This window comes from Mesorhizobium sp. M0663, from assembly GCF_040320585.1.
In the GTDB taxonomy this organism is placed as follows: domain Bacteria; phylum Pseudomonadota; class Alphaproteobacteria; order Rhizobiales; family Rhizobiaceae; genus Mesorhizobium.
Genome location: NZ_JAMYPX010000038.1, coordinates 1 through 24,499, shown reverse-complemented (window position 1 = coordinate 24,499; position 24,499 = coordinate 1). Strand labels below are relative to the sequence as shown.

Genomic DNA, 24,499 nt, shown 5'->3' with positions numbered 1-24,499 from the left:
TGCATGTCCAAGAGTCGATCTTTTTCAATCTATCTGCTCAAGCCGGGGTTCGACCAAGCAAATGCGCTTGTCGACGACCATCCGCTGGATGCAGAGGTCCAAGCTGGCTTCCTGCCCGAGGGGGCCACACTTTTCGTGCTCGACAGTGACCCGCGGCCACCTTGGTGGAGGGGCTATTTCGGCGTCCAGAAGAATCTCGACCAAGTGAGCAAGGGTGCACTCGTTTTTCTTCCGATTGGCGGCAGGTGCTTCGCGCTATCGTTCGGACATGTAGCACACAATCTCAGGGATACGAGCTACGAGTATGACTTCGGCCTGCGTGTCACGCTCAACAGCCTCGATCCGAAAAAGCTGAAAAGCACGGACACGCTCGAGCCGAGCGCGGCAAAGCGCCAGCGTACGCAGCTGCCGATCGAGTCAGAGCTGACACTTTTCGACTTCGATCGCGACAGCACCATCCTGCGGAGCCTTACCGGCAAAGTGCGAGACGAACACAAGGAACTATTTCGCCATGCTACCGGTGCCAGCAATCTGCGCATCAGCACCGACACTCTCGCTGAGGGTCTTGCTCAGCTCTGCGAGAAGCTGCTGGAGCTATACGGCGCCGAGCAGTTCAAAGTATCATTTCCAGGTATACAGAACATCGTGCCAGTGAAGGATCCGGCAACACTCGTTGCTCTGAACGAACAGTTGTTGGCGGCTCTACATGCCAAGGACCCGGACCTAAACCTCACGGTCCCGGAGATTATAAACTACAGCGACAACGTGTTCGTCGCCTTCTCTGGCACTGGCCCCAGCCTCATATATGACGACGTATATATCGGGCGCTACTATGACTACCTCGCCAGCAGGAGTTTCGAACTGGCCGACGTGGGTCTTAATGACCTGTCTCACCACAGCCTCGTCCTCACGGATGAGGACGGGGCCTCGCGAGACAGGTACAGCATTCTCAAGAGCCTTGTGTTCGATACAACGCTCGCGATTGCGGGTGGCTCAACGTTCCACTTCTCGGAAGGACAATGGTACCGCGTCGACAACAATTACATTACCCGCCTCACCACCTATCTCGATCCGCTCTACATCGCCGCAAATCTTCCCGCCTATACGCAGTCGAGCGAAGGTGCGTACAATCTGGCCGTTGCCCAGGCCCAGGCCGGAATTGCGTGCCTCGACAAAACGAACACCGCTCCTGAAGGCCAGACGCAGGTGGAACCATGCGACCTGCTGGCAGTCCAGAACGGAAGTGCGGTATTCTATCATGTTAAGATTTCGACGCTCTCGGCTCAGCTCAGCCACCTTTTCAATCAAGGGATCAACGCGATTGAGCTTCTTCGGCTGGATACCGAAGCGGTCGCAAGGTTGGCGGTGCTCCTTACGGCAGCGCTGGATGCCGAGGGGTCAGAAAACGCAATGGCTCTCCTAGCCGATGGCAAGTGCCATATTCAGTTTGTCATTGTTACCCGAAAGGACCCGGCAAACCGGTCGCTCAATCTGCCTCTCTTTTCCCGCATCAGCATGATGAGAACTATGAAGGCTCTTCATGTGCGGGGCATAGAGCGCAGCTACACCTTCGTATCCGACAACTCGGCCGACGCGGAAGGAATGAAAAAGAAGCGTAAGAAAAAGGCCGCAGCGAATGCGGAAGCTGTTGTAGAACCCGCATAAGTCCAGCATCTGGTAGGCTAGGAAGTTTCAGCGGAAATAGGCTGCTGCCCGACGCGGGATGCTAGTCTATCGGCCGTCTCGCTGCGCCATCTCGAGGGCCTCGCCGACACTGTGCGCCTCGTTGCGATATGGTTTCGTCCTTCTAGCGATATCGTCGAAATCCCGGCGTTCCTGCGACTGACGGGTGGGACGGTCACTCCAGCGTGCCACGATCTCATCGAGGTCAGCAAAAGATAACTCGCTGCGCCGCTTCCTATCCCAGCGCAGTTTGCCCTTCTCATCTCGGTACGGTACTGAAATACGTTTGCCGAGGCGATAGTGGCCAAACATGTCAGGGCCGGTGCTGGCCGCGCTATTTTTAGCGCGGCCAGTTGTTTCGAACCAGCGCCCTGAGACCCAGGTCGTTGATGTGATCCTGAACATTCGCAATGCGCTCGGGGTACCGGGTTACAATCGTGCTAATAGTCTTGTCGACCGAGAACCGTCCCTCGCGTGACGATTCCTCAATCAACTCTTCAAGGAAGGAATGAAATTCTTTTAACTCCAAATTGCTCATTCGTCTGCTCCGCCAGCTTTGGGTAACTGATATGCGTGATGATTTCGGAACAAGTCAAGAACGGATGACGCTTGTCTACAGCTCAGAATGGGGAATGAATCGAGCGCATACTAGCCCTTTAACATTCACACTGGAAAACAGGCCTAAGACGGGATGGAACGCTTGGAATAGATTCGCTCGGTAGCGGAATGCGACATTACTATTCGGAGGAATTTAGGGAGCCGAGGCTAGGGCGTTGATTTCGCCCTCCAGCATTTGAATCCGGGCAAGGATTTCGTCGAATGCTAATGGCTTCTCGTCGAACATCATCGGAGACATGTCGCGATAGAAGCGCGGAGGTCTCTCTGCCTGGCCTCAGAGGGCATCAGTCGTAACGTGCCGGGCCGGGCGGTATCGTAGTTAGCCCACCCCGAGCGGAAAAATACTGCTTTGTGCCTCGCCACCTGCTCGAGGAGGTCGAAGTTGGTCGCTGCGGCCTTCCCATCCGCAGTTTCTAGGAGCATCGCGATATCATAGTAGTGCCGCGAGAAGTATTGCGGAGTCGGAATTTCATCCGGCCGGTGTGCCTCCGCATGAAGTGCAGTGGCCTTTTCCCAGAATGTGCGTCGTGCCGACAGCACGGTTACGGTGCAGTCTGGATCGTCGAAGAAATCCGGAAAGTCGTCGGCCGCATATGGGCGAATGGTCCGCTGTTCGGTCGGCCATGGATCGCCTCGGGCGCCGAATTCTAGCTTCACCCGAGGTGTGATGTAAGTCATGCCTGCGTACTCTCCCGCCGACAGGGCAGTCGGGCAGTGAAAGTTAACGGTCTGGGGGTCGTTACCGTCGATTCCCAGTGACCATCCACCATCATCTGGAATGCCGAGGTGCGAGGGCGATGGCGTCTTGAAGTGGCGGCAAAACTGAATCCGCGATGTACCTTTCGGTATCGGCTACGAGGGCATCGATGAGTTTGCCCGCAGCTTTTCGACTAAGGCCTTCTTTCTCGGGATCGCGCTCACCAGTGGAACCAAGGTCAGTCCGATCGAAGGAGAGGTGTAAAGGCTTTCGACAGCGACGTCCCGCCTTTGAACACGAGGGCGGGTGCGTTTTCTTTTTGTAACTCGACGAGCCACTTCAGCGTCCAGCAGACCCAGAAGTCTTTCTCGATGATGGTGTTGTCGACGCCACGCGCCGCGCCTGCCTGGCCGAACAGCGCGGAGCGATCGGAGCGGTTTGAAACAGCAACCTTATCCATCAGCCGGCCCGGACGCGCCTAGAGCGATAGACATAAGCGTTGGCCTCATCCAAGCTGGGGCTTGTACGGCACTATTAGGAAGCACCTTCTTGTCGCCGGCAGATAGACTGCGGGCAGCCACATGAGCGATATCGATGGCGCGGGAGGGACCAAGATGCCGCAGGGCCTGGACAATGGTCCCGACTGGGCTACCCGGCGCGATCAGATGCTTCGGGGAAGCGTGACGCAAATCGACGGTTCGCTTGTCAAGCACAACACGCCTGGATGGGCCGTCGGTGAGATAAATGCTCTTGGCTGCCACCTGCGTGGATAGGCCAAGGGCATTTGCTGCCCGGGCTCCAGTGATCTGTGCCTGCGATCCAGTCTCACCGGCGAGTGCTTGAGCTACGTCGTCTGGCGCCGGTGGTAGCGGACCAAGCTTTGCGTGCACTTTGGGGAAATCGTAAAGGCCGCGGGCCAGGCGTCGGAGCTTGCCGCCTTGGACCAGACGCGACAAAGCCTGATCGACTGCCGCACGGCCAGCAATGTCGAGAAAATCACTGGGCGTGAAAACACTGCCGCGGCCGCTGGCGTGCGCGCGCTTCATAATCTGATCTGACGCTGATGGTGCCCTCGCTTTCATACTCTATTTTTCTGACAATCAAGGGCCGTGTTTGGCGCCGTATGACGCTCGCGAGGGCAATGATGGAAAGCGTAGATCCGCTGGATTTCATAGAAAGCTGGGCAGCCCCGGAAGAGAGGCACGTTCAAAATTCATCTAGGCCGTGAAGGCCCGCGGGGCTTCGGCGCGGTCTAACCGGCCCCAAGCCCCAAGCCAGCGGCGGACTCACATCGAAGTGGGAGTGGCCCCTGACCATTTTCGGAGGGAACCGGTACGTAGCGCGATCGTGGATGCGCTGATTCAGCACAGGCGGGCGGCATCCTTGGAGCGGCTGCAGGCGGTCGTGGATGCCCGCAACAAGGCGTGCCTGGCCCTACTAGGCTTGCGCGGTTTCCCCGAGTTGGAGCCGACGCCGGGCCTCGTTGCGTTGGTGCAGGACGCCGGAAAGTAAAACCCGGCCGCTCGAATGGGGCCGGCTCCGCATGGAAACTTTTCGCCTGACACTCCATGAATCAAGGTGACCTAGCGGGAGGTCGAGGATTCTACCGGCCCGGCCGAAACGATTGCAAGCGGTACGCAGCCGTCCACTCTGAACGGGCGGAAATGGCACAAATTTTGAGGTGCCTGTGTAACGAAGCGACGAAGGCGGTCGCATAATGGGCCTCAAGGCAACATATTGCGGCGCCCGGTCCATGTCAGCGCCGCTGAAATCGTCGCTTTTGTGGCCGATAAATGGTCCCCATAACGAATGGTCATTTACTGGTCCAACCTAAGACCTGTTTCTTGCCCCATTTCCTTCCGGAGTCGGGCTTATGTAAGTGTGGAGCAATGCAAAAAATCATTCATATAACAGACCCCCATTTTGTCGCACCTGGCAAGATGCTTTACGGCATCGATCCGGCGCAGAGATTATGCGACACCTTGGACCACGTCTCGCGCGTACACGCAGATGCGAAACTCATCCTTATTACCGGCGACCTTGCTGACACGGGGGATCCGGCCGCCTATGTGCTCTTGCGCGAGATTTTGTCGGACGTCCGGCTCCCCGTCTATCTGACCATCGGCAACCATGACAACCGCACCGCGTTTCGAGGCGTCTTCGGCGGAGAAGGCTTCGTTCAGGCGGCTGTAGACCTGCACGAGTGGCTCCTCGTCTTGCTCGACTCGAAGGACGACATTAGTCCTGGCGGTTGTCTCGACGGTGGCCGGTTTGAATGGCTCCAAGAGCAGCTTGTCCGTGGCGCCGGCCGACCAGTCGTGGTTGCTATGCACCATTCACCATCGGACTTGCATGTGCCCTGCTTTAGGACATGCGACATGAAGGAGACCGAGCGGTTCTTTTCCATTGTTAAGAAAAACGCATCGGTCCGCCACATGCTCTTTGGTCATCGGCATGTCGCTGCAGCAGGCAGTCTGTCAGGAATCTCCTTCACTGCCAGCCGTGGCACGGCGCAGCATATCGTTCTGGACTGGGAACAATATGGCAAGCCCATATTCGTCGCGGCTGCACCCTCATACGACGTCATCATGTTGGACGGAACGGATGTCGTCGTCCATCGTCACGAGGGACTTGATTTGTTGCCCGTTATTCGTCCGGGTGACCCGAAATGAGTGTCGCATCCTCAATCACGACCTCCGATCGGCCTCGGCCTGGACTGATCATCTTCGATTTTGACGGGCACCCTTGCGGAGACGAAAATCATAGCATCCGAGGTGTTCGACAAAACTCGCCGCAGAAGGTGTCCCGGTACATCCGGAAGGAATCAGGCAACGCTCTCCGGAATTGAGCGAGACGATCAACAACCGCCTATACTAAGCGTCATGGCGTGTAAGCTGGCCGGAACACTTAATGGAAACAGTCGAGGTTGAGATCCAGCTGGCCCCTCGATGAGCCTGTTGGCGACACCTGCTCAATTGAACTGCTCCACTGGCTTACCATTCCCTTTGTGTCGTATCGAGTACATCAGTTCGACTCATCCACCGCATGAGAGCCGCTGACATTTGGGGCTTGCAAGCCCACGGCTCTTCTCCTCCGATAACATCGGTGTCCGCAAGCCCCACCCTTCCGTGCTGCTGATAGCCGCGAAGTTATGGGCGTGTCTGCGAGCGAGCGCGTTCTCATTCAGGACGGCTTCATCGGCCTTAATGCCGCGCGAAATGCAAATATGCGCTAATGCGCGTTAGTGCGCGCGCGCCATCATCACAGTCAGCTGAGGAATGTTTGAGCCCAAGGCATCGTTGGAGGAGCTTAGAGGCTTGCTTTGCCCAATGTTGAAGGTTTAGCAGCGGCGTGGACGAGTTCCGCCCGCACCTGTGGGGGTAACACCCTAGCATGAGGCACGGTGACGCACTGAAGCTACCTCCGGGAGCCACGGTATCCTGCATGCAATGAAAAGCGCGGGCAGGTCATCAAAGGATGAATCGTGATGTCTTAGAGTAAATCAAGTTCGACAACGAGCAAGCACATGACGCTTAAGCCCTATACGTGCGGTTGGCAGAACATCTGCTGAGGTTCGGTCCGGCACGACAGTGGATGTTTATTGCTCCCTTGGATACCTCCCTTCTGAGCTCGCATGCAGCCGAAATTCAACACTGGTCCATCGACTGCCGCTGCCTCCGCGCATAATGCGGGGCTCTAGTTTCCGAGCCTGAGTTCGGGAGCCATCAAGGCTTGAGATGAGCAGAGCCCGGCTCCGATGAGGCCTGGAAACCGTTCAAGACGGTTTTCGATTGGTGACGCATGAGAGTCGGATTTCCGCCTCGGTGCAATTCGATTAAGAATGAAAAAAATCGTCTTTTATATACAGCGCGATGATGATACCCATCACGCCCGTGCTCGTATCCGTCAAAGGACCCAGTAACACATACCAGGAGAACTCCATTGCCTTCTTCACAACCGGGATCGCCGACACTCGGCCCGAGCTTAATTTGGCGGAACTGGGTGAGCAATCAGGTTTGCAGGGTAAAGCATTTCGAGATGCCAAGCTCGGACGATGACGTCTGCAGTACGATAAAGGCAGCAGCCTTGAACAACCTGCGAATTCGCGTTGTTGGTACGGGGCACTCATATACGCCAATTGTCCCCACGGACGGCGTTCTGATCTCCGCGGAGCGCCTATCCGGGATCGAAAACATCGACCATGCCAACGGCCGGGTGACGCTTCGCGGCGGAACGCGGATTTGTGACGTCGGCTCTGAACTGCGCTCTGCAGGTTGGGCGTTGCCGAATCAAGGCGACATCGATCTGCAAACCATAAGCGGGGCCGTATCGACGGGTACGCATGGCAGTGGTGACAGTTTAAAATGCTTAGCGGGGCCGATAGTTGGAATGCGAATAGCTACTGGCGACGGATCAATCGTCAATATCGATGCTTCACAGGACGCGGATGCCCTCAACGCTGCAAAAGTCTCCATCGGAATGTTCGGCGTAGTACTTTCCGTCACGATGAAGCTTGTTCCCGCCTTTGATCTTCATGACAAAATATGGCGTGAGGATTTCGAAGAATGCATGGATCACCTGGATCAGCTATGCCAACAAAACCGGAGTCTCCGCGTTTTCTGGTGCCCGACCGAACACTCGGCCTCGTTATACAGCCTGCCCAACACGTTTGGCATGGGACGTACTCGCAGCAAATCCGATGTCTGCGAACTGAGGACGCTGAACGTCACGGCTCAATCGCCGGAGTCTGTCGAAGATCGGGTCGGCGAGAGAATAGGGGCGAGCTACCGGATATTTCCGGGTTCAATTCCGATGCCGAACCACAATGAATGCGAGTACGCGGTGGCTTACGGGGACGGTCCGTCGGTATTCCGCGAAATCCGCAAGTTGATAAAGACAAAGTACCCGTCGCAGATATTTCCGGTGGAGTATAGAACTGTAGCGGCTGACGACATTTGGCTGAGTCCATACTTTGAACGAAAGACTGCGATGATATCCGTGTCCGGCGCAGCAGGAGAAGATTACTGGGATTTCATTCGTGATTGCGAGACAATCTTTTCTTCCGCGAACGGTCGTCCGCACTGGGGCAAACTTCACAGTCTGGGGCGGCCGGAGATCGAAGGCTTGTACCCAAGGTACCGCGATTTTGTTTCCCAAAGGGCTCGCTTTGATCCGGACGGTCGTTTCCTGAACGACTACCTGCGCGAACGTTTCGGTTAAAAGCTTTTATCTATGGTAGCCTCTGCGGTTCGCTGCATAGCCGCCTGGAACTTGCTGCCATCTTTAACGATCATGTTGGCGAGGATGTCGATGATCAAATATTGTCCAGCGACCCGGGAGAACGCTCCTCGCATGATGGGGGTGTCCGTCGAGGATGCTGCCAGCACAGCGTCCGCCTTGGCAGCGATTGGACTGCGTATGTGACATGTGATTGCTATGGTGAACGCGCCAGCAGCCTTGGCTGCCATGAGTGAGTTGATGGTATCCTTGCTTGAGCCAGATTCCGAAATTGCCAGCGCCACGTGCTTGGGTCCGAGATTCACCGCGCTCATGACGGCGAGATGCGGGTCGTCCAGCACGCGCGACATCAGTCCAGATCTAATAAACAAGTAATGCGCATATCGGGCTACGTTCGCAGAGCCGCCCAAACCGTAGAGATCGATACTTTTCGCTCGTATGATATGTTTTACCGCCAATTCAAGGGCGGCCTGGTTCAACAGGTCCTTTGTCTGATTGAGTGCCGTGACGGCCATAGACAGCGTATCGTCGATGATGTCGCCGGACGGGCTGGCATGTCTGATTGTCTGGTTAGTTGACAGTTCGATTCCCAATGCCAGTTTGAAACGCTGAAAGCTCGAAAATTTGATGTCTCTGCAGAACCGCAAAACGCTCGCTTCGCTCGATCCAGATCCGTCAGCGACCTCCGTGATGGTCTGGTGCACGACCTTCGCGGGATCCTTGAGGACGTACTCACTGATGCGAAGGAGTGCCGGACTGAGGCTCGGCTGAGACGATCGCAATCGCGCTAAAATGTTTTCCTGCATTAAAAACGAATCCCGTGCATCACGAGGGTCCAGGTCCGTGGCTATAGGAAATTTTCAGCAGAAAGCCAAGCAGTGAACAGCCTCTCGTAAGGGAGCCGCTACCGTCCGCTTACCTTTTCCGGACTGCCGACCGACCCCAATCACCGGACGTCGTTATGATGAAAAAAATCATCTTTCATCAGAGTTGAGATAGTGATATTCTCCGCCGCCAAACTGGAAACGCGGTTGATGCACGCGACTACGAACAGAGATGAAGAGATGTGTTCTATCTCGATCGGTGTCGATATCGGTGGCACCAAAACGCATTTGAGGGGGTGCTCGGACCAGGGTACGGCCCGCGACCTGATCGTGCCAACCAGTGAGTGGCGCTCTGGTGCCTGTGACCACAATATCCCTGGACTCATCGCGCTAGTCCGCCGGTTTGCTGCTGACGCCACGCCCAACAGCATCGCGATTGGCTCTCATGGATGCGATGACGATGCCGAGTGCGGCCTGCTTCAGCAGCAACTGTCGAATCATTTCGCCTGTCCCTTAAAGGTCGTCAATGATGCGGAGCTTTTGCCCGTCACCATGGGATTTTCCAGCGGAATAGGTGTCGTGGCGGGCACTGGCTCGATCGCAGTCGCTCGCGACGATAGCGGCAAAATGCATGTCGCAGGCGGCTGGGGATGGGCAATCGGAGACGAAGGGAGCGCACCTGGTTTGATGCGGGAAGCGGGCCGTGCGGTGCGGTTACATATTGATTTGGGGGGCGCCAGGACGGAGCCCCTTGTAGAGGCACTTTGTGAAACCTTTGGGCTGACCAGCCCCACAAACATCGGCACTTCAATCGCGCAGGAAGGCAGCGCGTCCGCTCTGGGCCGCCACGCACCCGTAGTCTTCAAGGCAGCCAATGCCGGTTCGCTGTTGGCCAAACGCGTCATCAACGAGGGTGCCTCTGCCTTGGCTCAGCTGGTCCACCATCTGATGTTAGGCGGCGTGCACGACAAACATGTTGTGGTGGGCGGTGGGGTCATTCTTGCTCAACCGCTTTTAGCCGACGCATTTTCTCACGAAATTGCCAGCCGCTTCGGGGCCACAGTAGCCGTCACTTTCCTTAACAGGCCGCCGGTCTTGGGAGCCTGCCTCATGGCGCAGCAACTTCGCACGGGTGGGGCCAGCACTGAAGGTCCAATCATGCCTCAACACAAGGATGTTCAATGACTTACAGATCGGCGATTGCCCGTCAGCCTGATCAGTTTCGCCATGCGTTGGAAGTTGTCCGACCGCAGCTTCGGAAACTTGATCTTTCCCAATTCAAAAACGGAACTTTGGTCGTTACAGGGATAGGCGCGAGTTACGAAGCTGCGGCGGTGGTGACCGGCGAACTTCAGCGTCGCGGTAGGCGGGCAAATACCTGGCGCGCTGTCGATCTCGTTGAGCCGGGAGATCCTGGCGATTCCATTATCGTGCTTTCTGTCGGAGGAAGGAGCGTCGAGCCCATTGCTGCGCTTAACGTGCACAGTCAGTTGCCGTCCCTTGCAATCACGAATGAAGGCAATGACCCGCTATCGCGCGCCGCTTCAACGGCAATTCGGTATGAGTCCGGGCTGGATTCGCTGCCATCAAGTACCGGCTTCACAGGGTCGCTTTTGGCAGGCGGGCTGCTGGTTGATGCTCTTGGCGGTGGAGAGAGCTTTAATTGGAACGACATTCCCCACATCGCAAGCGAGGTCCTGAAGACCTCGGCGAAGAAAATGGCTCGTGCTGGCGAAATTTTCCGTGACCAGCGAGCCATCGACTGCGTTGGCGCAATATCCGCCTTTGGTACAGCGGGCGAAGCTTGTTTGCTTATTCGTGAGGCTGTCAGGGTTCCGGCAGGCGCCAGCGACACGCTGCACTACTTGCATGGTCCGATGGAATCTATGGATCAGGCGACTGGGATATTGATATTCGGCGATGGTCGCGAAGTGCGGTTGGCGCAGGAGTTAGCCGAAATCGGCTGTGCAGTTCTTCTAGTAACCGCGAGCGAATTGCCTCACGACCACAAAACCCTGACAGTTGTGAAAGTGCCTCCACTGCAGAACCGTGTTGCCCGGGCCATCGTAGACATTCTGCCCGCCCAGCTGCTGGCGGCCGAGCTGTCCGACGCGGCCGGACTTACGGATGTCCCGTTCCGTTATAGCCAAACGGACACAAAGGTTGCGATGGACGAAACGGAAACGCAGATCTGAGCTCGCACGTCCGGACATAACAACGTTCCGGACCTCCTTCCTAGCCGGACTTTTGACGCACTCGGTCCCATTCAGCTCGCCAATGCCAGCCAGGCCAGGCTTTCAACATGGGCATAGACATCAAGGAGGAACGGACCCATGGCATATTCCCGGCTTAATGTGTCCTGGGCGCTGGTTACCCCCGCGATCGGGTTCCTATGCCTTGCGACGTTCGTCCCGATTGCGGCTGTCGTTGCGCTCTCATTCGTGGATTTCAACATCGCCTTCCCCGGAAAGACGACCTTCATCGGCATTTACAATTACACACGCTTCTTGTCCGACGGCCGATTTATCAACGCTGCTTTCGTGACTTTTGCCCTAGTCGTTATGCCCGTCGCGCTTCAACTCCTGTGTGGGTTGGCGCTGGCATTAGCTTTGAAGGAGAAGCTCATCGGTACACGGTGGATGCGAGCAGCTTCCCTGCTTCCCTCCGTAGTACCGCCAGCGGTAGGCGGAATTGTGTGGAAATTGTTTGTCATTCCTGGTGTGGGCGGCCTGTCTTATTTCGCAAGCTTCTTCGGACACAATTTCGACGCCGACTTGCTGGGAGGCAAGGCCTCAGCGCTTGCTACCGTGATCATCGTGTCGGTTTGGTTTGGGGTTCCTATAGTTGCTTTGCTGCTTCTTTCCTCCCTGGATTCAATCCCCGACGAGATTTATGAGGCGGCCAGCCTCGATGGTGCAAGCTGGGCTCAGGCCCAACGGCATATCTCCATACCGCTTGTCTTACCTGCAATGGGAGCCGTTGCAGTATTTCAAGCCTTGGAGGTCCTCGGCATTTTCCCGGTGATTTTCGTGCTGACTGGAGGCGGGCCTGCAGGGGCGACGGAGCCCCTTAACTTCTACGCTTTCCTGAGCGCATTTACATATCTTGACCTCGATTATGCCGCCTCAATTCTCGTGGCGTTCACAGCCACAATCGTCGGGGCTTGCTTTTGGTTTGTTCGCCGAATCTCGGCTGGCCGAGTCGGGGGCTGATCATGCATCGAGACCTTGGACGATACATCTACGGATATGTCATCTGTGCTGCATTCGCGCTATTCCTATTCTCTCCAATCCTGTGGACACTTTCGACATCTCTCAAAGAGCCGACAGAGATGTTTCAATGGCCGCCGGTGATCGTGGGAGAGCCGTCCATTCAGCACTATACCGCGATAATCGCCGACAAGGACTTTTCTTCGGCGCTCATCAATTCAATTGTGGTCTCATGCAGCACCATTGTAGTGACCATGGCGCTTTCGGTCCCGGCGGCATTTGGCATCTCCCATCTGCAGAAGACTTCCATGCGCAGGCTGTTGACGTTGGTATTGGCGCTCCGGGCTGCGCCAGCGATGATTTACATCATCCCCTATTTTCTCTTTTTCCGCCAAGTAGATTTGGTCGACACGAAGATTGCGCTGATCATCGTCAACACCACGTTCGCTATCCCGCTCGCGATTTGGTATTTATCGGCGTTTTTTGACCAAGTTCCTCGTGAAATCGAAGAGGCCGCTACCATAGATGGCGCGTCAACGCTGCAGGTGATGACACTTATCTCGATACCTATTTCCAGGTCCGGCATCTTAGCAACGGCTATATTAGTCTTTATTGGTTCTTGGAACGAGTTTCTTTTCGCGCTGACGCTAACACGCGATAACGCAAAAACTGCAGCCGTCGCAATTCTGAATTTCATGCCGTTTGAGGGAACTGATTGGGGCAAAGCGGCAGCCGCCTGCGTGCTTATGCTGGTTCCGATCGTGGTTTTCGTGCCGTTCGTAAAGAAGTACGTCGCCGGCTCAACAACGACCGGTTCCGTGAAAGGGTGAAACGTTAGCTCAAGGAGAGAAGCAATGAGGTACATCGGAATTCTTGCTGTCGCATTAGGTGTTGCCATTGGCGGGGGAGCATCGGCTAAGCAGCGGTACGACGGCGTAAAGATAAAGATCCTATCGACAAACTCAGCATACGATCTTGAGCTCAAAAAATTTGCGCACGAGTTCACAGAGAAGACCGGCGCTGAAGTGCAGTTCGATCTCTTCGGTTATGCGCCGACCGTTCAGAAGGTGTCGGTCGAGCTCTTGACACGTTCAAACAGCTACGACGTGGTCTACTTAGGGAGCGAGGAGTTCGGGCGATACGCATCTGGCGATATCCTGGAGCCGCTCGACAACTACATCGACATGAAGAGTGCCGATGTACAGGATTTCATCGCTCCCGTGCTTCGCCTGTACAATAAGGACGGCAAACAACTGGCATTGCCGCATTTCGCGGCGACGCAGCTCCTTTACTATCGTCCCGACTTATTGGAGAAGGCCGGTATCAAACAGCCACCACAAACGTGGGAGGAATTCCGCGATGACTGCGAGCTGTTGAAAAAGGCTGATATTCAGTGCACCGCACTAAGAGGGCAACCCGACACCGGTGAGAATATCTGGTTTTGGGGCCAGGTCCTGTATGCTTTCGGCGGCAAATATTTCGCGCACGAACCGGCGGATCTGACGCCCACGGTCAATACACCCGCCGCTGTGGAGGCGCTGAAATGGTACACAGACGTGATGACCAGGTTCACCGTGCCTGGCAGCACCTCAGCAACGTTTGACGACGTCGTCATTGCGATGCAGCAGGGCCGCATTGCAATGACGGTGGAAGGCGCTCCTACTGCCGGCCGCATTCTCGACCCCAAGCTGTCGAAAGTCGTAGGTAAGCTTGGATTCGCTTTGCCGCCCGGCGGAGTAAGTGGGAGGTTCCCGCCATTTGCGGGACAGGCCTATGTCATCCCGGCGGCATCAGAAAACAAGGCAGCCGCAGCCGCATTCCTTCAGTGGGCGACAAGTAAAGATGTGATGAAACGCATTTCACTCGATAGCACCTTTGTCGCGATCACGAGATCGTCCCTGTGGAACGATCCGGAGATACTTGCCAAGCACGACTACAATTATGGCCACGGGTCGTTCGCGGCAACATATGCTGAAACTCTTCGGGTCGCGCCGGAGTGGTATTATCCTCGAATCCCTGAATTCAAGGAGATCGGCGACCGCCTCGGTCGAGCCCTGCAGGAGGCGGTTGTTGGCAGCAAAAGTGCCCAGGCCGCCTTGGATGATGCTCAGACTGAGGCCGTGGATATCTTAAAACGGGCTGGATATTTGAAGTAGTCTTCACCCACCCGGCCACCGGCGCGATTGACGCGCCGGTGGCGAACGAATTAGACCTCTATTCCGTTTGAGGATCAGAGTTGGGCAACTTTAATATTGTCTGGATTTGCAGTGATCAACAACGTTGGGACACGCTGCGGTGTCTCGGGTTCAAGGGCACGCAAACTCCCAATATCGACCGTCTGGCCGCGAGGGGTACAGCATTCGCTCGTGCGTATTGTCAAAGCCCGATCTGCACGCCGAGCCGAACGAGCTTTCTGACGGGGTTGTATCCGATCGCACACCAAGTGCATCAAAACGGCGCCGGCACGTTTCCTTCGCATCTCGTTTTGCTCCCAAAACTGATGGCGAATGCCGGATACTACCCGGGGCACATAGGGAAGCTGCACCTATCTGCCACTCGTGGCATGATAGAAAAGCGCCCCGACGATGGATTTGCCGAGTTCTACTGGAGCCCTGAGCCATTTCCGGAGTGGTCAGGCAACCATGACTATCATGCGTGGATGTGGTCAAAAGGGGTCGATCCCGTAGCCTACTTCAAACCGTATCTTGACCAACATTATGGCCCGGGACCGGCCGCAGAATATCGGCAGGCGCGTTGGGCAGGCGATCGGGCAGAGCGTTTCATCAAGATGCATTCTGGTCGTAATTGGTATTTAGGCATTAATATCGACGCACCTCATCCGCCTCTCAATCCCCCGCCTGACTACCTCAGGCGTTTCAACCCAAGTGATATGCCTGATCCTGTCTTCAGGCCGATCGATCTCGAGCATCAGAAGAAATTTGAACGAGTCGATCAGCAGGCAAAATTCGCGGTGGATCCGTGGCAGGCCGCAGCAGCCGTCGGTCAGGCGCACAATGACGAGATCGCCGGGCCTACGCATGAAGCGCCACCCACGAACTTCGACATTTGGGAGATGAGAGCGGCATATCATGCGGAGGTGGCTCAAGTCGACGATCTAGTCGGCCGGGTACTGGACGCTTTGACGGAAACCGGCCAGCTGGATCGCACCATCATTGTCTTCATGAGCGATCATGGTGACATGATGGGTGACCACGGCCTGCTCTACAAAGGCTGCCGTTTCTATGAGGGTCTGGTGCATGTCCCGCTTATGATTTCCGTGCCCGGCAGCTCAGCCCAAGGATCGGTGTCGAATGCACTCGTCGAGCTGGTTGATATTGCACCCACATTGCTCTCGTTGTCGGGTCTTGAGATCCCCAGCGCTATGCAGGGGCTGTCACTCGACCAGATGCTGCTTGGCAACACCTCATTGGAATACCACAAGCCGTACGTGGTCAGCGAGTATCACAATTCTCTCCGATTCCACGGGAGCCGGGGGTCACGCGCATCAATGTACTATGATGGACGCTATAAGCTAAATGTATATCATGATGTTGGAATAGGAGAGTTGTTCGATCATAAAGAAGACCCCAATGAGCACTATGATCTCTGGGATAGCGCCCATCAGAGGGGCTTGAAATGCGACCTTTTAGGGCGCAGCTTTTCCGCTATGATGCTCAGAAGTGGATCCGGCCCGAACAGAATTGAGGACTACTAGTCTTCCCAGTCGGGCGAGCACTGGCTAGTCCTGTTCTCCCAATCTCGAAGTCGGCCCCTGGTCGCGCGCGCTTCGGAAGCCAATCGTCGGACGGGTCGATGGCGTTTGGCTCTCTTTTCTGCGGCTTCATAAGGTATGGGTATCATGACGATGAGCATTAACTCACCCGCCGCGACAGCGGCAGAGCGCGAGAGCATCTTATCTGGCTTGCAGGAAGACATCGATCATCTGCCGAATGCGCTCGCTCGGATCGCCAAATACATCCTGGAAAATCCTGAGAAAGTGTTGCACCACTCGGTCGGGGAACTAGGCGAATTCGCGGGTAGTGGGGAAGCCAGCATTTTGAGGCTTTGCCGCCAGATCGGCTTTTCCGGCTTTCGCGATTTCAAGCTGGCGCTGGCGGCAGAGATTGGCCGCCCCGGGCCTCCATCCACCGCCGCGCAGCAGCCCAACGCCGCCCTACAAACCTTGCACGACACGATGGCTCGGAATCTAGGGATCGCACACAGCAATGCCGATCTCGAGGCCCTCGAGAAGCTCGCAGAAGTGATTGCGGCGAGCAGAAGGATAGATCTTTACGGAGCAGGAATGTCGGGCGTGACGGGAGAACTGCTCGCCTATCGGCTCTTGCGAGTTGGGCTTACGGCGCTGGCGTTCAGAAACTCCAACATGGCTCACGAAGTCGCCAACGGACTCAGTCCCGGATGCGTGGCGATCGGCCTTTCGATATCCGGCCTCACCGTTGATACGGTTCAGTTCCTCAAGGGCGCCCGCTCCGCAGGGGCACTGACCGTCGCCATCACCAACCGCGCCCGTAGCCCGCTCGGCAAGTCGGCGGACTTCATCTTGCAGGCCTCCGGCCTTGACGACCATCCGATCGGCGGCACGCTGACCCCGATGATCGGCAAGATCTTCGTGATCGAAAGCCTGATGCTGGCACTGGGAAAGGCGATGGAGAAATCGGTTGCGAAATGAAATTAAACTCCGTATTGTCATGATAATGAAATAAAGCTCCATTAAGCCCTGTCGCCAACCGAAAGGGAACTCGGAATGGCTGCGTTGGATCTCCACATTGACAATGTCGGCAAGCGGTATGGCGCGACTGATGTGCTTCGCGGCGTCTGTCTAAGGATTGCTGCCGGGGAATTTGTGACACTGCTTGGGCCCTCCGGCTGCGGCAAGTCCACGCTTCTTCGCATAATAGCAGGGCTGGAGCGCGCGGATCAGGGCCACGTGCGTGCAGGGGGCAAGGCGCTGGATACCGTGGCGCCGAAGGACCGCGACCTGGCCTTCGTGTTCCAGAGCTACGCCCTTTATCCGCATCTAAGTGTGTACGACAACATCGCAGCCCCGCTGGTCATGCGCGAGCTGACCAGCTTGGAACGGCTTCCGGTGATTGGCGGCCTGCTGCCAGGGGCCGGCCAACGCAATCGCTCGATCGAGGAGCGGGTCCGTCAAACATCGGCGCTGCTCAAGCTCGATGCGCTGCTCGACCGCCGGCCGGCGGAGCTTTCGGGTGGACAGCGCCAGCGCGTGGCTTTGGGACGCGCTATGGTGCGCAAGCCGAAGATCTTCCTGATGGATGAACCCTTGGCAAATCTGGACGCAGCGTTGCGCATTCATACGCGTGGCGAAATCGCGCGGCTCCACAAGGAAATGCAAACGACGACTATCTTCGTTACCCATGACCAGGCCGAGGCGGCCGCACTTTCCGACCGTGTCGCCGTCATTTTTGGCGGCGAGCTGCGCCAAGTTGCAGCCCCTGCCGATCTTTATCGCGAACCCGTCGATCTCGATGTTGCCCGGTTCCTGGCCCAGCCATTCCTGAACGAGGTCGAGGTGGCCGCCCCTGTCGGCGGCGCGCTCATCATCGACAGCAGTAGGATCATCATTCGCGATGCGCTCGGATCCGGACAGGCCGGAACGCTGGCCTTTCGGCCGGAGCATGCATCCCTCGTCGACAGGGACCGACCGGGCGCCCTGCCGGTTTGCGTCACGCGCATCGAGCATGCAGGGATGGACGCTCACGTCTTTGTCCATGCCGGGGCAGGCGCTGAGTTCGTCGCCCGGATTTCGGCCGAGCGAGCACAATCACTGCGTGGCGGCGACAACTTGGGACTGACCATCGACTCGGAAAAGGCATGGTTCTTTCCTTGGGACGGCTCGCGCCAGAGTCGCGATCACAGCAGGGTAGCCTGATATGGCCGTGGTCGACGACAATCCGATCGGTCGCTTGGCTCAGAACATTTCAGGCGGCTACCGCCCTGCTCGCGCCCAGGCACAAGCCGGAATGATCCTGGCCACACCCGCGACGCTGCTGCTTGCCGCTCTTGTCATCGGGCCCACCGTTCTAGTTTTCTTTCTGTCTTTTACAGATGCTTCGCTTGGTTTGGCCGGTGTCCGGTTCATCGGGCTTGCGAACTATACGCGCATGCTGACGGACCCAGGCTTTGCTCAGAGCCTGCGCAACACCGCGCTCTATGTGGTTGTGGTCGTGCCGACATCAATCGGGTGGGGCCTGCTGGTTGCTCTCTTGATCGCGCGGTCACGATTTGCCATCGTCTATCGCACCGCCTACTTCCTACCGGTGGCCGCGACCCTGGTCGCTCTCGCAACCGCGTGGGAAGCGATCCTGCATCCAAGTCTCGGCTTCGCCAACTCATTGCTGCAGCTTTTGGGCGCATCGCCGGTCAGCTTCCTGTCCGATCCCTCGACGGCCATGTATGCGCTCTCGGCGATCGGCGTCTGGCAGCTGGTCGGCTTCAACATGATACTTTTCGTGGCCGGTCTTTCAACCATTCCGGAGGAGCTCTACGAAGCCGCGGCGATCGACGGAGCGGACACGGGGCTGAAGCGCTTCCTGCTGGTGACTTGGCCGATGCTGGCGCCGGTGACGCTGTTCGTCACCGTAATGACAATCATCCGCGCCTTTTCGGTCTTCGAAACGGTTGCAGTCCTCACACAGGGCGGCCCGATGAAGTCCACCTCCGTCATTCTCTACACATTCTATGAAGAGGGCTTCCGCTTTTTCCGGGTGGGGTATGCGTCAGCGATCTCCGTGTCTTTCTTCGTCTTCGTGACTTTCCTGTCGCTCGTCCAGATGCACGTCTCCGAGCGCCGGGCGCGCTGGAAAGCAAGTGGAGGTCGATGATGATGATCCTGGCGCAATCTTCCGCATCCCGCATTGCCTTGCATGCCGTGCTTGTGACCGGCGCGATCATAATGGTCTTCCCTTTTGTGTGGATGATCCTTGCCTCTATGACTCCACAGAGCGAGATTTTCGACGGCAGCCTGCTGCCAACCCCGACCCTTAACGGCGCGATTGACAATTACAGCACCGCGCTTTCGGCAATTCCGCTTCTTCGGTTCATGGGAAATGGCTTTGTCGTGTGCCTGACAATTCTTGTGTTGCAGGTCGCGATCGCCATCCCGTGTGGCTATGCGATGGCCAAGCTATCCTTCCCCGGCCGCCCAATTCTGCTTGCGGCCGTCCTTCTCGGTCTTCTGGTGCCGGTGCAGATACCAACGATCCCGATCTACATAGCGCTGGCGAAATCCGGGCTGCTCGACAGCTATGCCGCGCTGGTTCTGCCCTGGATCATTTCGGTATTTGCCATCTTCCTGTTCCGGCAGTTCTTCGTGACTTTTCCCGACGAGGTGCTCGACGCGGCGCGGCTGGACGGTTTCAGCGAGCTCTCGATCGCCCGGCGGATCATGCTGCCTGCAGCATGGCCGGCCGTCGCTTCCTTCTCGATCTTCTCTGTCGTGGCCCATTGGAACGATCTCTATTGGCCACTGGTGGTGATCACCACTCCCGACATGATGACGCCTTCCCTTGGAATTGCCTATTTCCGGCAGGCGGGCGAAGGCGCCGGAAATGTCGGTGCGCTTATGGCCGGGGGCGTTCTCGTGACCGCGCCCTTAGTCGCTCTTTTCCTTCTCATGCAGAAACACTTCATCCGGGGCCTGGTGCTTGGCCGACACTAGCTCCGTTTCCAAACCTCATCTCGAAGCTCAGGAGAGCAATGTGAAAACCCTTGCAATGATCCTCGCCGCCGGCATCACTGCCGCGCTGGCAGCCATGCCGGCGCAAGCCGACACAAAACTCGATGTCTATTACGCCTGGCCCGAACACGAAGTAATCCATAAGCCGATTGCCGATCGCTTCATGAAGGACCACCCGGACATCAAGATCAACTTCCGCGTCGCCGCGCCGAGTTATGATGAGGCTGTCCAAACGTTGATCCGCCAGAGCATGGCGGGCGAGTTGCCGGACGTCCACTACGTCGGCTTCAATGTGTTGCGTCCGCTCGTGGCGCGTGGGCTCGTGAAGCCCATCGACGATCTCGCTGCCGCGGATCACCTAGCCGAGAAAGGCTACACGGATCAGGTCCTTTCTCTCGCAACAATCGACGGCCATCTCTACGGTCTTCCGTTCGCCATGTCGACGCCGGTTGTTTACTACAATGCCGATCTCGTGAAGAAGGCGGGTGGCGATCCTGACAAGATCCCAGGCGACTGGGATAGCTTCGTCGAACTTGCCGGCAAAATTGGAGCGCTCGGCAATGGAACGTCCGGCATGTATTACCAACTTGGCTCGGACGACTGGACCACGCAGAACCTGGTGCGCAGCTTCGGCGGACGGATGATGAACGACAAGCAAAGCGACATCGCTTTTGACGGTCCTGCCGGCCAGGCCGCAGTCAAGCTGTTCAAGAGATTCCATACCGCTGGTGCTCAGCCGACGATCGACTCGCGCGCTGCCCAGCAGCTCTTCACTTCCGGCAAACTTGGTTTCTTATTCGCCTCTGCCGGCAATGTGAGTGGCTTTGAAGCTGATGTTGGAGACCGGTTCAAGCTCCGCACCGCCAAGCAGCCGCTAGGCGTTGAAGATGCGACGATGCCGACGGGCGGCATGGTCGCAGTAATCCTCACCGACGATCCCGCCAAGCGCGCCGCCGCCTGGGAGTACGTCAAGTTCGCGACTGGTCCTGAAGGCCAGAGCATTGTCGTACCTAATACCGGATATATGCCGACGAACACGCTTGCCCTCGACAAGGATCATCTCGGCGCGTTCTACGACAAGCATCCGAATTGGTACACCAGCGTGCTCCAGACGCCCCGCGCGCGCCCGTGGTTCTCTTGGCCCGGTGACAACGGTGTTCAGATCGGCGAGGTCCTACGCGACGAAATGACGGCCATCGCGCTTGGATCCAAGGAACCGGAGGCCGCCCTCGCAGACATGGCGTCCCAGGTTCGCGCACTCCTGCCGAAAACCAACTGATCGTCTCGTCCGGGACGCTGCACGCCGTGCGGCGTCTCTCCCTTTTTCGCGGATTTACCAATGAAACTGATCCACTTGACTGATCTCCACCTTGTGCCGGCCGGCGCTATGCTCTTTGGCTTCGATCCGGCCGAGCGAATGCGCAAGACCATCGAGCGCATCAACCGCGATCACGCCGATGCCGAGCTTTGCGTGCTGACCGGCGACCTCACCGACGAGGGAGATTTCGCTTCCTACGAACTGTTACGCGAATTGCTTCAGGAGATGCGCGTGCCCATCCGGCTTCTGCTCGGCAACCACGACAGTCGTCAAAACTTCTTACGCGCTTTCCCCGGCGAGCCGCGCGATAGGAACGGTTTTGTCCAGTCAGTCCATGACACCTCGGTCGGGCGCCTCATCTTCCTCGACACCCTGGTGAAGGGTCTTGGGCATGGCGCGCTGAACGAGGGACGACTGGAATGGCTGTTAGAGCGGCTCACCGAGAGGCCGCAGGCGCCGGCGTACCTCTTCGCCCATCATCCGCTACAGCCGATCGGCCTGCCGCACTTTGAGCCTTGGAATACGGAGAACTGGCGCCAGACTATGCGGGCGATGGTGGGGGCCGGCAATGTGCGGCACGTCTTCCATGGTCATGTGCACGTCGATGTCAGCGGCACCTGGAGCGGCATTCCGTTCAGCGCAAGCCGTGGGGTTGCACATCAGATCATACCACACTTAGCGCGCAGGGATGCGGATTTTGTCGAGGACGCCCCGGCTTTCGACGTCGCACTGATCGACGATGATAGCGTCCTTGTCCACCGTTTCGAAGTCAACGACCGACATGTGGTTGAGGTCTCCGTTGCGGGCCCGGTTCCGAAGGACGTGCAATGAAACAACAGAACCCTTATGAACTGGTCATCTTCGATTGCGACGGCGTTCTGATCGACAGCGAGACGCTGGCAAGTCGCATTGATGCCGAGGAACTTACCCGCATCGGCTATCACACGTCGTATTCTGATGTGGTTCTGCGCTTTACCGGCCTGTCCTCAGCCACCATGCGGAAGATGATCGAAGAAGACTGGGGCCGCCCTCTCCCCAGCGACTTCGACACCATCGTGCAATCCCGGATCAAGGAAAGCTACCGGACGGAACTGCAAGCCATCAGTGGTATTGACCGGCTCCTGCATCAGTTGTCGTTACCTCGCTGCGTCGCCTCAAGCAGCGGCCCCGACAAGCTGCGACTGGGGCTTGAACTGACGGAGCTTTGGCCGCACTTCCATCCGTACGTGTTCAGCTCCGTCATGGTAAAGGCGGGCAAGCCTGCACCGGACCTGTTCCTGTTCGCTGCGGCTCAAATGGACACTGAGCCGGCGCGCTGCGTCGTGGTGGAGGACAGCATTGCCGGCGTCGGAGCCGGTGTGGCCGCTGGGATGACGGTGATCGGTTTCACGGCGGGCGGCCACTGTTTCGAGGACCACGGTCAACGATTGCTCTCAGCCGGCGCTGCTGTCGTCGCGCGATCAGCTGAAGAACTTGGCGTATTGCTGATGACGAGCGAGGTTCAGCCGCGTTCAAAGATCGCAGAAGGGACCCGGTAGTAGCATGTGCTGCAACGCCTTCGTGGCTAGGGAACACACTCGGCCTCCACGAACGTCCACCTTTCGACGCTCATTGCACCCCGGAACGGCTAATAAGCGCGACAGGATGAGGCTGGACCATATCTATTATTCCCGAGCAATGTTTTTGACGCGCCATGTGAGCATCGCGGCAACGCAGATCTGAAGGTTAGCGTAGGGGAGGGGAGGAAATATCCAGATCCCCGTTCGCCACCGCCGGACAAGCCTGGTAAGTAAGAATGAGCGAGGCGGCCACGAGCGGCACATCCCAAACGAGCAGCCAGCGGTCTCGAATGCGGGCATACCGGTGTAGTGCGTCGCCGCGATGCCGCCTACCAGGAGCGCACCACCCATGTGGACGCGTGGCGAGATGTCGATCGTGAGACCCCAGGGATCGCGACCAGCAACGACATGAACTCGAAGCGATCTTATAGCCGCTCCCTAACGTGGGCCAGGAGGCCGACATTAGCAAATGCCTCGCCCAAATGCCAAAGCCGGTGGCGACCACTGCGACTAGAGCGAAATGAATTGAGGCTGAATCGGCGGGAGATTCCCTTAGACGCGCAAATCTGATTCAACCTTCTTGCTGGGCAAGGAGGTCAGCATGGATGGGCAAACCTTACTCGATGGATCTTCGCGAACGGGTTGTTGAATCGGTTGAGCAGGAGGGGCTGTCACGACGGCAAGCCTCGGCGCGCTATGGGGTTGGTATCAGCACCGTGGTCAGATGGGTGAGCCGGTTCGCGAGACGAACAGTCTTGCGCCGGGCAAAATGGGTGGGCACAGGCCGAAGAAGATTGCTGGCCCGCATCGGGACTGGCTGCTGGTGCGCTGCCGAGCCGCCGATTTTACGCTGCGTGGACTGGTGGCCGAATTTGGCGAGCGCGGCTTGAAGGTCGATTACCGCTCGGTGTGGGAGTTCGTCCACGCCGACAAGCTCAGTCACAAAAAAAGACGCTGATCGCGGCTGAGCAAGATCGCCCGGATGTAGCGCGCCGGCGGGCACAGTGGGCAAAGTATCAGGACCGTATCGATCCTTCCCGCCTGGTGTTCATCGACGAGACATGGACCAAGACCCATATGGCACCGCTCAGGGGATGGGCGCTGCGCGGCGAGAGAATCAAAGCCAAGGTGCCGCACGGCCATTGGAAGACCATGACCTTCCTGGCGGCGCTGCGCCACGACCGTGTCGATGCACCATGGCTCATCGACGGACCGATCAACGGCGAGCGTGTCCAGCTCTATGTCGATAAGGTTCTCGTCCCCACCCTCAAGCCCGGCGACATCGTCATCATGGACATGTGTGGACGCCCCCGTCAGCGCAAGAAGAATCTTATATGAAGAATGAGGAGCGTGGTCGGGTGCTGACATGTGTCCGGCCTCTGATGCGGCGTTCCACATGCCGCGGGCCCGTATGGGAGTTCGCGGAGCGGGTCCAATTCAATCTCGCGTGCTCAAGGCACGTATCCATGATCTGGTTTTCCCGATCCCGTCTCGTTGACCGTTGCGCCATACTCTCCGTTTGACCTTCTTACACTTTCGAGGCCTTCCGGCCGAGCGGAACTAACCCGCCACCGCCGGAGCCCGATAGGTTCCGCCTTTCGCCATCAATGCCCAGACGATGCGTGCCGTCTTG

The 24,499-nt window shown here is 57.4% G+C and carries 21 protein-coding genes and 1 pseudogene; 17 read left to right on the top strand and 5 right to left on the bottom strand.

All coding sequences use genetic code 11. The annotated features are described in order from the left end of the window. Positions 1-3 precede the first annotated feature (3 nt). Positions 4-1,665, top strand: coding sequence for a DUF6119 family protein (locus NKI54_RS32185; protein WP_352693683.1), 1,662 nt, complete (start codon positions 4-6; stop codon positions 1,663-1,665). 66 nt (positions 1,666-1,731) lie between these two features. On the opposite strand, the gene NKI54_RS32180 is transcribed toward NKI54_RS32185, so the two are convergent. The 4 genes from NKI54_RS32180 to NKI54_RS32170 form a co-directional block, all read right to left on the bottom strand. After that, positions 1,732-2,088, bottom strand: a complete 357-nt coding sequence (locus NKI54_RS32180) for a hypothetical protein (protein ID WP_352693681.1) — start codon at positions 2,086-2,088, stop codon at positions 1,732-1,734. A 438-nt stretch (positions 2,089-2,526) separates the two neighbouring features. Then, positions 2,527-2,979 (bottom strand): nucleotidyl transferase AbiEii/AbiGii toxin family protein, encoded by a 453-nt coding sequence (locus tag NKI54_RS36610; protein ID WP_502897031.1) that lies wholly within the window; start codon positions 2,977-2,979, stop codon positions 2,527-2,529. Positions 2,980-3,236: 257 nt separating this feature from the next. After that, complete coding sequence (locus tag NKI54_RS36605; RefSeq protein ID WP_502898287.1) at positions 3,237-3,458, bottom strand: hypothetical protein; 222 nt, start codon at positions 3,456-3,458, stop codon at positions 3,237-3,239. Beyond that, entirely contained in the window at positions 3,451-4,044 is a 594-nt protein-coding gene (locus tag NKI54_RS32170) for a DUF6088 family protein (protein ID WP_352693679.1), read from the bottom strand. The genes NKI54_RS36605 and NKI54_RS32170 overlap by 8 nt, the downstream gene beginning before the upstream one ends. 843 nt (positions 4,045-4,887) lie before the next feature. On the opposite strand from NKI54_RS32170, the gene NKI54_RS32165 reads away from it, so the two are divergent. Both NKI54_RS32165 and NKI54_RS32160 read left to right on the top strand, forming a co-directional pair. Next, positions 4,888-5,670, top strand: coding sequence for a metallophosphoesterase (locus NKI54_RS32165; protein WP_352530991.1), 783 nt, complete (start codon positions 4,888-4,890; stop codon positions 5,668-5,670). A 1,330-nt stretch (positions 5,671-7,000) separates the two neighbouring features. After that, the gene (locus tag NKI54_RS32160) at positions 7,001-8,218 is read left to right on the top strand and encodes a D-arabinono-1,4-lactone oxidase (protein WP_352693677.1); all 1,218 of its coding nucleotides are present in this window, start codon (positions 7,001-7,003) and stop codon (positions 8,216-8,218) included. On the opposite strand, the gene NKI54_RS32155 is transcribed toward NKI54_RS32160, so the two are convergent. Then, entirely contained in the window at positions 8,215-9,042 is an 828-nt protein-coding gene (locus tag NKI54_RS32155) for a MurR/RpiR family transcriptional regulator (protein ID WP_352530987.1), read from the bottom strand. The two genes, NKI54_RS32160 and NKI54_RS32155, sit on opposite strands and share 4 nt — an antisense overlap. A gap of 192 nt (positions 9,043-9,234) precedes the next feature. Between NKI54_RS32155 and NKI54_RS32150 the strand changes: the two genes are divergently transcribed. The 14 genes and pseudogenes from NKI54_RS32150 to NKI54_RS32085 all read left to right on the top strand — a co-directional run. Continuing rightward, on the top strand, positions 9,235-10,245 hold the full coding sequence (locus tag NKI54_RS32150; RefSeq protein ID WP_352693675.1) for an N-acetylglucosamine kinase: 1,011 nt from the start codon (positions 9,235-9,237) through the stop codon (positions 10,243-10,245). Continuing rightward, positions 10,242-11,255 carry an SIS domain-containing protein gene (locus tag NKI54_RS32145; protein ID WP_352625349.1) on the top strand — a complete coding sequence of 338 codons (1,014 nt, stop codon included), beginning with the start codon at positions 10,242-10,244 and terminating at the stop codon, positions 11,253-11,255. Before NKI54_RS32150 ends, NKI54_RS32145 begins: the two co-directional genes overlap by 4 nt. A 138-nt stretch (positions 11,256-11,393) precedes the next feature. Beyond that, a complete protein-coding gene (locus NKI54_RS32140) occupies positions 11,394-12,272 on the top strand; it encodes a carbohydrate ABC transporter permease (protein WP_352693673.1) in 879 nt (292 codons plus the stop codon). 2 nt (positions 12,273-12,274) lie between these two features. After that, positions 12,275-13,099, top strand: a complete 825-nt coding sequence (locus NKI54_RS32135; protein WP_352579673.1) for a carbohydrate ABC transporter permease — start codon at positions 12,275-12,277, stop codon at positions 13,097-13,099. A gap of 24 nt (positions 13,100-13,123) precedes the next feature. Next, positions 13,124-14,425: an ABC transporter substrate-binding protein gene (locus NKI54_RS32130; RefSeq protein WP_352693671.1), complete on the top strand. Its 1,302-nt coding sequence runs from the start codon at positions 13,124-13,126 to the stop codon at positions 14,423-14,425. A gap of 80 nt (positions 14,426-14,505) precedes the next feature. Next, a complete protein-coding gene (locus tag NKI54_RS32125; RefSeq protein ID WP_352579675.1) occupies positions 14,506-15,984 on the top strand; it encodes a sulfatase family protein in 1,479 nt (492 codons plus the stop codon). Between the two features lie 135 nt (positions 15,985-16,119). Then, positions 16,120-16,959, top strand: a complete 840-nt coding sequence (locus tag NKI54_RS32120) for a MurR/RpiR family transcriptional regulator (RefSeq protein WP_352693669.1) — start codon at positions 16,120-16,122, stop codon at positions 16,957-16,959. 75 nt (positions 16,960-17,034) lie between these two features. Next, positions 17,035-18,183: an ABC transporter ATP-binding protein gene (locus NKI54_RS32115; protein WP_352693667.1), complete on the top strand. Its 1,149-nt coding sequence runs from the start codon at positions 17,035-17,037 to the stop codon at positions 18,181-18,183. 1 nt (position 18,184) lies between these two features. Next, positions 18,185-19,135, top strand: a complete 951-nt coding sequence (locus NKI54_RS32110) for a carbohydrate ABC transporter permease (protein WP_352579678.1) — start codon at positions 18,185-18,187, stop codon at positions 19,133-19,135. Between the two features lie 2 nt (positions 19,136-19,137). Then, positions 19,138-19,971, top strand: coding sequence for a carbohydrate ABC transporter permease (locus NKI54_RS32105; protein WP_352579683.1), 834 nt, complete (start codon positions 19,138-19,140; stop codon positions 19,969-19,971). Positions 19,972-20,011: 40 nt separating this feature from the next. Continuing rightward, the gene (locus NKI54_RS32100) at positions 20,012-21,268 is read left to right on the top strand and encodes an ABC transporter substrate-binding protein (protein WP_352693665.1); all 1,257 of its coding nucleotides are present in this window, start codon (positions 20,012-20,014) and stop codon (positions 21,266-21,268) included. A 60-nt stretch (positions 21,269-21,328) separates the two neighbouring features. Next, complete coding sequence (locus NKI54_RS32095; RefSeq protein WP_352693663.1) at positions 21,329-22,138, top strand: phosphodiesterase; 810 nt, start codon at positions 21,329-21,331, stop codon at positions 22,136-22,138. Beyond that, on the top strand, positions 22,135-22,845 hold the full coding sequence (locus tag NKI54_RS32090) for an HAD-IA family hydrolase (RefSeq protein ID WP_352693661.1): 711 nt from the start codon (positions 22,135-22,137) through the stop codon (positions 22,843-22,845). Before NKI54_RS32095 ends, NKI54_RS32090 begins: the two co-directional genes overlap by 4 nt. Before the next feature lie 626 nt (positions 22,846-23,471). Continuing rightward, positions 23,472-24,171 (top strand): annotated as a pseudogene (locus NKI54_RS32085) (IS630 family transposase); the annotation flags it as partial. Positions 24,172-24,499 lie beyond the last annotated feature (328 nt).